This window comes from Actinomycetospora sp. (assembly GCF_036497245.1).
Taxonomy (GTDB): domain Bacteria; phylum Actinomycetota; class Actinomycetes; order Mycobacteriales; family Pseudonocardiaceae; genus Actinomycetospora.
On the sequence record NZ_DASXJS010000178.1, the window covers coordinates 1 to 12,723 of the forward strand.

Annotated in this window: 12 protein-coding genes; 5 read left to right on the forward strand and 7 right to left on the reverse strand. The window is 73.4% G+C overall.

The features are described 5' to 3' along the window. Positions 1-147: 147 nt before the first annotated feature. From VGI02_RS18885 to VGI02_RS18900, 4 genes are read right to left on the reverse strand one after another with little or no spacing between them, the layout of a single operon-like run. Positions 148-1,236 (reverse strand): ABC transporter ATP-binding protein, encoded by a 1,089-nt coding sequence (locus VGI02_RS18885; protein WP_331629663.1) that lies wholly within the window; start codon positions 1,234-1,236, stop codon positions 148-150. Between the two features lie 45 nt (positions 1,237-1,281). After that, positions 1,282-2,163 (reverse strand): carbohydrate ABC transporter permease, encoded by an 882-nt coding sequence (locus VGI02_RS18890; protein ID WP_331629665.1) that lies wholly within the window; start codon positions 2,161-2,163, stop codon positions 1,282-1,284. Further along, entirely contained in the window at positions 2,163-3,116 is a 954-nt protein-coding gene (locus tag VGI02_RS18895; protein WP_414638315.1) for a carbohydrate ABC transporter permease, read from the reverse strand. Before VGI02_RS18895 ends, VGI02_RS18890 begins: the two co-directional genes overlap by 1 nt. Further along, positions 3,113-4,408, reverse strand: coding sequence for an ABC transporter substrate-binding protein (locus VGI02_RS18900; RefSeq protein WP_331629683.1), 1,296 nt, complete (start codon positions 4,406-4,408; stop codon positions 3,113-3,115). Before VGI02_RS18900 ends, VGI02_RS18895 begins: the two co-directional genes overlap by 4 nt. 341 nt (positions 4,409-4,749) lie before the next feature. Here VGI02_RS18900 and VGI02_RS18905 point away from each other — a divergent pair, with 341 nt between their 5' ends. From VGI02_RS18905 to VGI02_RS18915, 3 genes are all read left to right on the forward strand, one after another. Beyond that, a complete protein-coding gene (locus tag VGI02_RS18905; RefSeq protein ID WP_331629667.1) occupies positions 4,750-5,757 on the forward strand; it encodes a LacI family DNA-binding transcriptional regulator in 1,008 nt (335 codons plus the stop codon). Between the two features lie 80 nt (positions 5,758-5,837). Continuing rightward, positions 5,838-7,250 carry a xylulokinase gene (gene xylB / locus VGI02_RS18910; protein ID WP_331629669.1) on the forward strand — a complete coding sequence of 471 codons (1,413 nt, stop codon included), beginning with the start codon at positions 5,838-5,840 and terminating at the stop codon, positions 7,248-7,250. Positions 7,251-7,283: 33 nt separating this feature from the next. Then, positions 7,284-8,042 carry a nucleoside phosphorylase gene (locus VGI02_RS18915; protein WP_331629671.1) on the forward strand — a complete coding sequence of 253 codons (759 nt, stop codon included), beginning with the start codon at positions 7,284-7,286 and terminating at the stop codon, positions 8,040-8,042. Here VGI02_RS18915 and VGI02_RS18920 read toward each other — a convergent pair. Together VGI02_RS18920 and VGI02_RS18925 are read right to left on the reverse strand one after the other, a co-directional pair. Continuing rightward, a complete protein-coding gene (locus tag VGI02_RS18920; RefSeq protein ID WP_331629673.1) occupies positions 8,029-9,033 on the reverse strand; it encodes a S1 family peptidase in 1,005 nt (334 codons plus the stop codon). The genes VGI02_RS18915 and VGI02_RS18920 overlap by 14 nt on opposite strands. Positions 9,034-9,357: 324 nt before the next feature. Continuing rightward, positions 9,358-9,831 (reverse strand): hypothetical protein, encoded by a 474-nt coding sequence (locus VGI02_RS18925; protein WP_331629675.1) that lies wholly within the window; start codon positions 9,829-9,831, stop codon positions 9,358-9,360. 218 nt (positions 9,832-10,049) lie between these two features. Between VGI02_RS18925 and VGI02_RS18930 the strand changes: the two genes are divergently transcribed. Beyond that, positions 10,050-10,673: a DUF6542 domain-containing protein gene (locus VGI02_RS18930; protein WP_331629677.1), complete on the forward strand. Its 624-nt coding sequence runs from the start codon at positions 10,050-10,052 to the stop codon at positions 10,671-10,673. Then, complete coding sequence (locus VGI02_RS18935) at positions 10,673-12,316, forward strand: LCP family protein (RefSeq protein ID WP_331629678.1); 1,644 nt, start codon at positions 10,673-10,675, stop codon at positions 12,314-12,316. The genes VGI02_RS18930 and VGI02_RS18935 overlap by 1 nt, the downstream gene beginning before the upstream one ends. Before the next feature lie 67 nt (positions 12,317-12,383). Here the strand turns inward: VGI02_RS18935 and VGI02_RS18940 are convergent. Next, a partial coding sequence (locus VGI02_RS18940) for an MFS transporter (RefSeq protein WP_331629679.1) occupies positions 12,384-12,723 on the reverse strand: 340 nt, incomplete at its 5' end.

The window sequence follows — 12,723 nt, forward strand, 5'->3', positions numbered from 1 at the left end:
CCAAGTCGGCCGCGACCAGCGCCGCCGACAAGCGCGCCCCCAAGGCCTGACGCTCCCCCGAGGCCACGGCCCCGTCACCACCGTCATCGCACGGTGGGGCGGGGCCGTCGTCGTGCCAGGGACCGGGAGGCGGCCGGGCCGACCCGGTCAGGGCGTGAGGCGCTCCCCCGACGTGGCATCGAAGGCGTGCACCGCGTCGGGGTCCACCCGCAGCGCGATCGTGTCCCCGTACCGCACGCTGGTCCGGCCCGGTCCGCGCACCACCAGCGTGGTCGCCTCGTCGTCGGCCATGTGTGCGTAGAGGTAGGACTCGCTGCCGAGCTCCTCGACGACGTCGACGACGGCCTTCACCCCGGCGCCCGAGCCCTCGGAGTCCACCGACAGGTCCTCCGGGCGCACGCCCACCGTGACGGTGTCCGCGGAGCCGGCCCCGTCCCGGATCTCCCGGGACAGCGGGATCCCGATCCCGCCGAGCGTCACGCCGTCCCCGGAGCGACGCAGGTCGAGCAGGTTCATCGCCGGTGAGCCGATGAACCCGGCGACGAAGGCGTTGACCGGACGGTCGTAGAGCTCGCTCGGCGTCGCGTACTGCTGGAGTGCCCCGTCGCGCAGCACCGCGACGCGGTCGCCCATCGTCATCGCCTCGACCTGGTCGTGCGTCACGTAGACCGTGGTGACGTCGAGCCGGTTCTGCAGTGACGCGATCTGCGAGCGGGTCTGCACGCGCATCTTCGCGTCGAGGTTGGACAGCGGCTCGTCCATGAGGAACACCCGCGGCTCCCGGACGATCGCGCGGCCCATCGCGACACGCTGGCGCTGACCGCCGGAGAGCGCCTTCGGCTTGCGGTCGAGGTACTCGGTGAGCCCGAGCAGCTCGGCGGCGGCATGGACCTTCGCCGCCCGCTCCGCCTTGTCGATCCCGCGCATCTTGAGCGGGAACGCCATGTTCTCGGCGACCGTCTTGGCCGGGTAGAGCGCGTAGTTCTGGAACACCATCGCGATGTCCCGGTCCTTCGGCGGCACGTCGACGACGTCGCGACCGTCGATGCGCACGCTGCCCGCGTCGATCGACTCCAGCCCGGCGAGCATCCGCAGCGCCGTCGACTTCCCCGACCCGGACGGGCCGACGAGGACGACCAGCTCGCCGTCGGTGACCGTCAGGTCGAGCTTGTCGACCGCCGGCTTCGCGCCCGGCGTGTAGATGCGCGAGGCCTGGTCGAACACCACTTCAGCCATCAGATCCTCCCTGCATGGTCCAGCTCCGCTTCGCTGCGTGTCCGTTCACTTCACCGCGCCGAACGACAGACCCTGCACCAGCTTGTTCTGGGCGAACCACCCCGCGAGGACCACCGGCAGCGCCGCGAGCGTCGCCGCCGCCGAGAGCCGGGCCCAGTACAGGCCCTCGGAGGTGATGAACCCGACGAGGAACACCGGCACCGTGCCTGCGTTCGCCGCGGTCAGGTTCACCGCGAAGAAGAACTCGTTCCACGCGAAGATCACGCAGATCAGCGCCGTGGCGAAGATGCCGGGCGAGATGATCGGCAGCACCACCTCGCGCAGCGTGCGCCCGAGCGACGCGCCGTCGATCGACGCGGCCTCGAGCAGCTCGTTCGGCACCTCGAGGAAGAACGACCGCATCATCCACACCGCGATCGGCAGGTTCATCGCGGTGTACAGGACGATCAGCGTCCAGATGTTGTCCAGCGCCCGGAGCTCGTTGACCACCACGTAGATCGGCACGATGGCCGCGACCACCGGCAGCATCTTCGTGGAGATGAAGAAGAACAGGACGTCCTGGGTCTTCTCGACCGGCCGCAGCGAGACCGCGAACGCCGCGGGGGTGGCGAGCACGAGCACGAGCGCCGTCGAGATCGCGGTCGCGCCGAGCGAGTTCGCCAGGTACGGCCCGATCCCGGCCTCGAACACCGCCCGGAACTGCTCCAGCGTCGGCGTGAAGAACAGCGTGGGCGGGTCGGTGTACGCGGCGTTCTCCGACTTGAACGCCGTGAGCACCATCCACAGCACCGGGAAGAAGAACCCGATGGCGACGATCCACGTGAGGGTGGTGAGCAGGGCGGGCCCGACACGCGACGGGCGTCGCGGGCCCTCGGTGCGCGCCGGGGCGGACTCCGTCGCCGGCGTGTCCTCGATCGTCGCGGCCATCAGCTCTCACTCCCGGCTGCACCGAAGGAACGGAACACCAACCGCAGCGCGAAGGTCGCGACGATGATCGTCAGGACCACCACGACGACGCCCATCGCGGCCGACTGCCCGATGTCGAAGCCGAGGAACGCGCGCTGGTAGATGTAGAAGGGCAGGTTCGCCGATGCCGTGCCGGGGCCACCCTGGGTGATCATGTAGACGGCGTCGAAGGTGTTCACCAGGTAGATCGCGCCGAGCACGATCCCGAGCTCGAGGAACCGCCGCAGGTGCGGCAGCGTCAGCTCGATGAAGATCGCCCACGCGCCCGCGCCGTCGACGCGGGCCGCCTCGATCTGGTCCCCGGGCTGCGACTGCAGGCCGGCGAGCAGCAGCAGCATCATGAACGGCGTCCACTGCCAGATCAGCGCGGCCATGACCGACGCGAGCGGGTAGGTGGAGACCCAGTCCGTGCCGGACGCCCCGAACGGCGAGAGCACGAAGTTGATGAGGCCGTAGGTCGGGTCGAGCAGCGTCGTCTTCCACAGCAGCGCCGCCGCGACCGGCGTGATGAGGAACGGCGTGACCAGCAGCGTCCGGACCACGCCGCGGCCGATGAAGTGCCGGTTCAGCAGCAGGGCGAGCAGCAGGCCCAGGATCACCGCGATGACCACCGAGCCCAGGGTCATGACGACCGTGTTCACCGCGACCCCGCGGAACTGCGAGTCGGCGAACACGTTCGCGTAGTTCTCGAACCCCACGAACTCCCGCGAGCCCGGCCGCACGAGGTTCCACGACTGGAACGAGTAGTAGATCGTCAGCAGGAACGGGATCTGCGTGATGACGATCGTGAACACCAGCGCGGGCAGCAGCGGGGCCCGCCGCACCCACCCCTCGGACCGCGCCGAGCGCTTCGTCGTGGTGCCGCCGCTCGCTGGTGGGGGTGTCGCGGCGGGTCGTTCCAGAGTGGTGGTCACTGGTAGCTCTCCCCCACCGTCGTCGCGTACTCCTGGGACTGTTCGAGTGCCTGCTGCACCGTCTTCTGCCCGGCGATGGCGGCGCTGATCTGCTGGCTGACCCGGGTGCCGAGGTCCTGGAACTCGGGGATCCGCAGGAACTGCACGCCCTGGTAGGGCACCGGGTCCACGGTCGGCTGCTGCGGCTTCGCCTGGGAGATCGCGTTGAGCACCGTCGGGCCGAACGCCGCGGCGGCCTGCTGGTACTGCGGAATCTGATAGGTCGACAGTCGCGACCCCGGCGGCACGGACGTCCATCCGAGCTGGTTGCCCACCCGCTGCATGTACTGCTTGGAGGTCATCCAGCTCATGAACTTCCAGGCGGCGTCGGGGCGCGGCGTGGTCTTCGGGATCGCCAGCGACCAGGTGTAGAGCCACCCGGAGGTGGGAGTGGCGACGACGGGCGCCGGCACGAAGCCGACCTTCCCGACGACCGTCGACTCGTCGGGGTTCTCGACGGTGCCCGCGGCGGAGGTGGAGTCGTACCACATGGCCGCATTGCCCTGGCCGAACTGCGTGCCGCACTCGGAGAACCCGGCCTGCGCGGCGCCCGGCTCGCCGTAGGCCTTGACGAGGTCGACGTAGAACTGTGTCGCCTGCTCGAACTGCGGGCTGGTCAGCTGCGCCCGCCACTGCGGGTCGTACCAGCGGCCGCCGAAGGTGTTCACCACCGTGTTGAACGGCGCCATCATCTCGCCCCAGCCCGGCTTGCCGCGCAGGCAGATACCGGCCCGACCCTGCGGGCGGTCGGTGAGCTTCGCGGCCAGGTCCGCGACCTGCTGCCAGGTCGGATTGGCGGGCATCGTGAGGCCGGCCTGCGCGAAGAGGTCGGTGCGGTACATGAGGAACGACGACTCGCCGTAGAACGGCACCGAGTACATGTGGCCCTGATAGGAGAGCGAGTCGCGCACCGTCGGGATGAAGTCGTTCCCGTCGTAGCCCGGCGTCGCGTCGATCCGGGGCTGCAGGTCGGTGAGCCAGCCGTTCTGCGCCCACTGCGGCGTCTCGTAGTTCGAGATCATCACGGCGTCGAACTCGCCGCCGCCGGTCGCGACGCTGGCGGTGATCTTGGCGCGCGCCTCGTTCTCCGAGAGCGAGACGAAGCGCAGCCGGATGCCGGGGTTCTCCGCCTCGAACTGGGGCGCGAGCGTGATCGCGTCCTCCATCTGCGGGTTGGACACGATCGCGACGGTCACCGTCTGTACACCGGGCTCAGCGCCCAGCGCCCCGGCCCCCGAGCACCCCGCGACCATCCCGAGCAGGGCCACCCCGAGCACGGCGAGCACGAGACGCGCCCGTCCGAACCGCCTCGGCGCCACTGCCTCGTCCGGTGCCCTGCGTCGCACGCCGCCTCCCGAGCCGCTGGAGTCCGAACCCGCCGACGAGTGACGTGCTTCACGTCGTCGTCACTTCGGGCGACGGTAGGACCGCGAACCGTGTCCGCGCAAGCGCTTGACCGAACTCAGCGGGAGGAATCCGGCGCGCGACGCGCCGGGCCGTCCCACGAAGATCGGGACCCTGACGGTCGATCGCGGGGGCATGATTCGGGTCGGTGCCCCACGGGGCGGAGACGGGAGGTGCCGCAGTGGTCACGATGGCCGACGTCGCTCGTCTGGCCGGCGTCTCGACCGCGACCGTCTCGCACGTCCTGAACAACACGCGCGCGGTCAGTGACGACACCCGGGCCGCCGTGCTCGCCGCCGTCGAGGAGACCGCGTACACCCCGAACACCGTCGCGCGCTCCCTCGCGACGTCCCGCACGACGACGCTCGGGCTCGTCCTCTCCGCGATCTCCAACCCGTACTTCGGCGAGCTGCTCTCCGCGGCCGAGAGCGCCGCCGCGGCCGCCGGGTACACGCTCCTGCTCGTCGACCCGCACGAGGACCCCGACTACGAGCGCACCGTCGTCGCCCGGTTGCACCATCACCGCGTCGACGGGGTGGTCCTCGCCCCGTCCGCGCGGCCCGATGCGGCCCTCGAGTACCTGGCCCGCCACGAGGTCCCGACGGTGCTGCTCGACCGGCTCCTGTCCGTGGGGCTCGCCGCGACCCTCGACCAGGTCGGCAGCGAGAACCAGGAGGCCACCGCGACGCTCACCCGCCACCTGGTCGAGCACGGCCACCGGCGGATCGCGCTGGTCGCGGGCCTCGCCGGGCTCGCCACGACCGACGAGCGCCGGGCCGGCTACGTGCAGGCGCTGGCGGCCGCCGGGATCGAGCGCGACCCGACCCTCGAGGTCTCCGGGGACTCGGCGACCGACCCCGCCCGGATCGCCATGGCCGGGCTCCTCGGGCTGCCCGAGCCGCCCACCGCCGTCGTCGTCGGGAACAACAGCATGACGATCGGTGTGATCGCCGCGCTGCGCGACGCCGGGTCCCGGGTGCCCGACGACGTCGCCGTGGTCGCGTTCGACGACTTCGCCTGGGCGGATCTGTTCGCGCCGCGCCTGACGGTGATGGCGCAGCCCTTCGCGCGGATCGCCGCCGAGGCGGTGCGGCTGCTGCTGCGCCGCCGTGCCGAGCCGGGCGCAGCGCGGGAGGTGCTGCGGCTGCCGCCGTTCTTCGTGGTGCGGGAGTCGTGCGGGTGCCCTCCGCACCCGTAGGTGCGCTCCGCGCTCGTGAGTCCTATCGGCGTGCTCCCCTTGATTGGTGTCATGGCACCGGAAAGTGCTCACATGGGCGCATGCCCACCTTCGTCGCCGGAGTCGACTCCTCCACCCAGGCCACCAAGGTCGTCGTCGTGGATCCCGCGGACGGGTCCGTCGTCCGGGAGGCACGCCGGGCCCATCCCGACGGCACCGAGGTCGATCCCCGGGTCTGGTGGTCGGCGCTGTGCGAGGCCCTCGACGAGGTCGGCACCCACGGCGTCGCGGCGATCGCAGTGGCGGGCCAGCAGCACGGGATGGTGCTGTGCGACGTCCGCGGCGAGCCGGTGCGCGACGCCCTGCTGTGGAACGACACCCGCTCCGCCGACGCCGCGCGCGACCTGACCGAGGAGCTCGGGGGCGCGAAGGCGTGGGCCGACGCGGTCGGCACGGTGCCGGTCGCGAGCATCACCGCCACCAAGCTGCGGTGGACCGCCCGGGCCGAGCCCGAGGTCCTCGGGCGGGCCCGGTCGGTCATGCTGCCGCACGACTGGCTCACCTGGCGGCTGCGCGGCGGCGGACGGGCCGGCGTCGAGGCGGTGACCGATCGCGGGGACGCGTCCGGCACCGGGTACTGGTCGCCCCACGAGGAGCGCTACCGGCCCGACCTGCTCGAGCTCGCGGCCGGCCGGGAGCTCGATGTCCCACGGGTGGCGGGAGCGGGCGAGAACGTGGGTCGCGGGCACGAGCATGGACCGGCCGCCGGCCTCGTCGTCGGCCCCGGCACCGGCGACAACATGGCGGCGGCCCTCGCGATCGGCACCGCCCCGGGGGAGCTCATCGTCTCCCTCGGCACCTCCGGCACGGTGTTCGCCTCCGCCGAGAAGCCCACCGCGGACCCGTCCGGCCTGGTCGCGGGGTTCGCGGACGCCCGCGGCCGCTACCTGCCGCTGGTGTGCACGCTCAACGCCGCCCGGGTGCTCGGGGTGGGCGCGACCCTGCTGGGGGTCGACCCGGACGGGTTCGACGAGCTCGCCCTGACCGCCGACCCGGGCGCGGGCGGGCTGGTGCTGGTGCCCTACCTCGAGGGCGAGCGCACCCCGGACCGTCCCGACGCGACGGGCCACATCGCCGGCCTCACCGGCGCGAACGGCACCCGGGAGAACCTGGCGCGCGCCACCGTGGAGGGCATGCTCTGCGGCCTCGCCGCGGGGGCCGACGCGCTCGCGGAGGTCGGCGTGCCCGGCGAGCGGGTGCTGCTCATCGGGGGCGGCAGCCGCTCGCGGGCGGTCGCCGAGATCGCGCCCGCGGTGTTCGGGACCGACGTCGAGGTGCTGGCGCCCGCCGAGTACGTCGCCCTCGGCGCGGCCCGCCAGGCCGCGTGGGCGCTGCACGGCGAGGAGCCGGACTGGCGGATCGGGCGCGACGCCGTGGTCGAGGCGGCGCCCGCCGACCGCGAGGCCGCCAGGGCGGTGCGCGAGGCGTACGGAGCCGTCAGCGCGGGGGTGTGATCCCGGGCCGGGGCCCCGCGGTGGGATGTCGGGGTGACCGAACCGTTCCCCCTCGCCGAGGACGACCTCGACGAGCCCGGGATCATCGCGCCCGGCGCGATGCGCACCCGCGGCTCCGCCCCACCCGAGGTCGTGCTCTGCTTCTTCCCCGAGGTCATGGCCGCCCTCGCCGAGCACGCCCCCGAGGCGGCCGTCCTGCACTCCGAGAACGGCCGGTCGCCGGTCCTCGCGCTGACCCGCCCGGACGGCTCCACGGTCGGCGTCGTGCACCCCGGCGTCGGCGCGCCGATGGCCGCCGCGACCCTCGAGGAGGTCGTCGCCCTCGGCGGTCGCCGGTTCACCGCAGTGGGCGGGGCGGGAGTGCTCGTCCCGGACCTGGTGCTCGGGCACGCGGTCGTCGTCGGATCGGCGGTCCGCGACGAGGGCACCTCGTTCCACTACATGGCGGCCGGGCGCACCGTCGACGCGGACCCGGCGGGCGTCGAGGCCCTGGTCGCGACGCTGCACGCGGCCGACGTCGCCCACACCGTCGGGCGTACCTGGACCACCGACGCGGTCTATCGCGAGACCCGCACCCGCACCGACCGACGCCGCGCCGAGGGCTGCCTCACCGTCGAGATGGAGGCCGCGGCCCTCATCGCGGTGGCCCGCTTCCGGGGCGTCGCGTACTCCCAGGTGCTGTTCGCGGGCGACTCGCTCGCCGGCGAGCAGTGGGATCACCGCCGGTGGACCACGGCGCGGGAGGCCCGGCGGGCGCTGGTCGAGGTGGTCGCGGGCGTCAGGGTCCCGTGACCAGCGTCAGCCCCATCGAGGCCAGCACCGGCGCGAGCGGCTGGAAGTAGGTGGTGCCGCCCGCCACGCAGTCACCGGTCCCGCCCGAGAGCGTCCCCTGGGCCTGGGCGGTGTCGGGGGCGAGGTAGGGGCCGCCCGAGTCGCCCGGGTCGGCGCAGACGGTGGTCTGGGTGAGGCCGGTGATGACGGTGCCCTTGCCGTAGTTCACGGTGACGTCCGTGGCCTGGACGACGCCGCAGTGGTAGCCGGAGGTGGATCCGGAGCGGCAGACGGGGCTCCCCGTGGCCGCCGCGGTGGCGCCGGTGATCGTCGGACCGCCCTTGACCTGCCCGCTCCCCCGCCACGCCGCGGTGTTGGTGACCTGGACGATCCCGTAGTCGTGGCCGGGGTACTCGGACCGCACGACCGGGCCGATCGGTTGCCGGTCGGGCCCGTTCCAGGTGCGGCCCTCGGTGGTGCAGTGTCCGGCGGTCAGCAGGTAGGTCGTGGTGCCCCGGCGCGCGGAGAACCCGTCGGAGCAGCGCGTTCCCGAGGTGGTGATCGTGGTTCCGCCGACCAGGGGGCCCGGGGCGGGCGGGCCGGCGGCGGGAGGGGCGGCGGCGAGCGGACCGGCGTCGAGCGGGCGGATCGGCGCGGACATGGGCTGCACACGGACCGCGGCCGGGTTGTCGTCGGCCGCGAACGCGCCCGCGGCCCGGGTGGCCGGCCCGACGACGGCGACCACGGTCTGGTGGGTGCCGGGGTCGACCCACCAGGCGGTGACGTTCGCCGGTGCGGTCGCGCGGCGGGCGTCGAGCCGGTCCTTGGCCGCCTGGCCCTCGCGCGGCGCCACGGCGGCGGAGCGCATCGTCGATCCGGGCCCGGACGGCAGCGGCGGGGGCGTCGGCGTGCCGGCGAGGGCCGGGCCACCGAGGGCGACGACCGCCGCGAGGACCACCGCGCCCGTGACCAGTAGGCGGGTCCGGCGACGCGGAGGACAGGAGGGGCGCACGCAGGAGGCTCCGTGGTTCGCATGGCGCAATTGATTAGCCCATGCAGACTACGAGTTGCCCGCGTCCTCCACCCTGGCGGTGACCCGGACGGATGACGGTCCGAGTGGCTCTCGCGGGCGCCCCCGCGCCGGGCATGATCACGAGTTCGGTGACGACGCGCCTTCGGCAGCCACGACTCGCCGTGGAGGCCCGGATCTCGCGACCTTGATCGACCTTCGTGCGGCGAAGTGCTCGCTCAGCGAGCACTTCGCCGCACAGATCCCGATCATGGGTCAACGGCGGGCCGGGACGAGCCCGAGACCGAGCCCGAGACCGAGACCGACCTACTTCGCCGGGGCGGGCCCGGCGTCGCGCAGGCGCGTGACGGTCAGGCCCTGCGCGCCCTTGGCGGCCACCAGGCCGACGCGGTCGTTCACCGCGACCGCGGACGGCTGGCTCGCGGCCTTCTGCTTGCGGACCTTCGAGGTCGGCGTGAACGTGTAGCTCTGGGTGAAGCCGTCCTTGCTGCGGACGGTGACCGACGTCGGCGACGCGGCGGTCACGATCCCGCGCTGGATGTCGACGGTGCGGTCGCCCGCCTTGCCGTGCAGGACCACCTCGCCGTGCTCGGCCCGGCGGGCGAGGGGGTGGCGGGCCTTCTTCGCGTGGGCCTTCGCGCCCGGCGAGGACGGGGCGGCCGACGAGGTGGACGGGGGCGGGGGCGCGCTGGTCTCCGCGACGGCCACCGCCGTGCCACCGCAGGCGAGGGCGACGACGACGGCCGCGACGAGGGCGGGACGGGCCCACGAGATGCGCATGCTGTGCTCCGGTTCCTGTCGTTGGCGACGCCGGGCGTGCCCGGGAACGATTCCCGGCCGATCCGCCCGACGTCGCAGGACGCTAGGAAAGGGAACTGAGAGCGCGATGAATCCGACGGGGACCCACGCCACGCTTTCAGGGAATCGTCAGGAAGGCAGGAAATTAGTTCCCGCGACGCCACCGGAGTGCTCCCGGAGCCCTCGGCTATCGTGACGCCGTGTCCGATCGATGGGACCCGCGCCCGCGCGGGCGAGGTCCGTCGCGGTCCGCCGCGCCCCCGCCCCCGGCGCCGCGGCCGCCGTCGGGGCCGGACGGATCCGGTCGCGGTCCGTCGCGGTGGTCGACGGGTTCCTGGGCGGCCGGGTCCCGGCGCGGCGGAGGCGACGCCCCCGCGGGCAGGTCCCGACCCCCGCAGAGCGGGACCTTCGCGGTCGGCCCGGGCTACCCGTGGCCGCTGGTCGTCCTCGGTGCGGTGGTGGTGACCGGCCTGCTCGCGTGGCTGCTGCTGCACCGTGGCGGACTGCTGGGGCTGATGTTCCCGGTCGGCTACCTCGTGGTGTGCATGCTCGGGGTCGCGATGGTGCGGGCCGAAGCCGTGGCGGTGCCCGCGCTCGCGGCACCGGTCGTGGCGTTCCTCGGCCTGGTCATCGCCGCGATCGTGACCGGTGACGCCGCCAGCAGCACATTGTTCCTGCTCGGCGTCTTCGCGCCGCTCGCGGAATTGTTCTGGTGGATGCTGGTGGCGACCGTCGCCTGCCTCGTCGTCGGATTGCTGCGTTTCCGTCAGGTCCGTCCGGGCTGGTCCCCCGCCGCCGCGCTGCGCGGGTCGGGGGCCGCCTGATGGCGGGCCCGCCCGAGGGCGCGGACAAGCCCGGTGGGTTCCGGATGCCCCGTCGCGGCGACACGCGGCCCGACGGGGGCAACGGCGGCAACGGCGGCCGACCGTCCCCGCCCCCGGCCGCCCCCCGACCGGCCCCCGGCCCCGCGGGCCCTCCGCCCGGCAACCGTCCCGGGCCGCCGCCCGCCGGCCGTCCCCCGGCCGGTCCGCCGCCGGGTGCGGGACGCCCCGGCCCGCCCCGGAACCCGCCGCCCGGTCCTCCGCCTGCTCCGCCGCCGGGCCCGGGCAGGCCCGAGAGCGGTCGTCCGTCCCCCAACCCGACCCGCGTCGCGCCCGCCCTCGAGCCCGACGAGCCCGCCGGTGGCGGGCGCCCCCCGAGCGGATCCGGGGACGGCGCGCGCGCGTTCCTCGAGCGTGTCCGGGACGCCGCGACGAAGAAGGTGCTGCTGCTCGTCCTCGCCGGCGCCTCGGTGGTGCTGCTGCTCGTCGCCGGCGGGACCGTGCTGACCGCGCGCGCGATCGACTCCGGGCTCAGCCGGGTCGACGTCATCTCGACGTCGTTCGGGTCGGTCCTCGGCACCGACCAGAACATCCTGCTCGTGGGGCTGGACAGCCGGACCGACAGCTTCGGCAACCCGCTGCCGAAGGACCAGCTCGCGGCCCTGCACGCGGGCGGCAGCGACGCGGGCGGGGACTCGACCGACACGATCATCGTGGTGCACATCCCCGGGGGCGGCGGGGCCGCGACGGGCTTCTCCATCCCCCGCGACTCCTACGTCGACCTGCCCGGCGGCTTCGGCAAACACAAGATCAATTCGGCGTACGCGTACGGGTCGAACGCCGCACGGCCGGAGCTGTCCAAGGACGGCGTGACCGGCAACGACCTCGCGGTGCAGGCCGGGGCCGCCGGTGCGAAGACCACCATCGGCGCCGTCGAGTCGCTCACCGGGCTGACGATCACGCACTACGGGGCGGTCAACCTCGCCGGGTTCGCGGACATCAGCCAGGCCATCGGCGGGGTGCCGGTGTGCCTGAACTCGAAGGTGGACGACTCCTTCTCCGGGGCCAAGTTCGCGGCGGGCCAGCAGTCGGTGTCCGGCGCGCAGGCCCTCGCGTTCGTGCGGCAGCGCCACGGCCTCCCCGGTGGCGATCTCGACCGCGCCCGCCGCCAGCAGGTCTTCCTCTCGAGCATGGCCCGCACCGTGCTCTCGTCGAACACGCTGACCGACTCGACCAAGCGCAACGCGCTCATCGCCGCCGTCGACAAGGCGATCACGGTCGACCGCTCGCTCGACGTGCTCAGCCTCGCCACCCAGCTGCAGGGCATCAGCTCGGGCTCGCTCGGGTTCCACACCATCCCGATCGTCAACGCGAGCTACGACACCGGCGACGACGGCGAGGCGGTGCAGGTGGACCCGTCGGCGGTGCAGAAGTACATCTCCGACACCGATTCCGGATCGACCGACTCCGGGAGCTCGTCGTCGAAGGCGTCCGGGTCCTCGGGCTCGTCGCAGGCCTCGGGCAGCTCGTCGAACTCCGCGTCGAAGACGTCCGCGGCCCCCGCCCAACCGAAGGCGAGCGGCGCGCCGGCCGTCCCGTCCTCGGACGCGGGGACGGCCGCGCCGTCGGTGCCGTGCGTGAACTGACCGGAGTCGTCAGAAAAGTCGCGTTCCGGACACTGGACGTCCGGAACGCGGCGTTGATCAACCCCCGTCAGTCCACCTCCTCCAGGGCACGCCCGGTGGTCAACGGCCCCAGCAGCCCGACGTCGAGGCAGAGCACCACGATGAGCGCAGCGGACCCGCCGAACACCGCGACCGGGCCCGCGGTCGCCAGCAGCGGCACGGCGATGAACGGCAGCACCACCGACGTGCCCCGCGAGAGCGAGTAGGCGACGCCGCTCGCCGTCGAACGGATCGACGTCGGGAAGATCTCCGCCTGGTAGATGTGGAACGAGTTCGAGAAGATGTTGCTCGCCGTCGTCAGGAGGAATCCCGCGGCGACGATCAGCCAGGGCGAGGCCGCCGCGGCGAACACGATCCCGAACACTGCG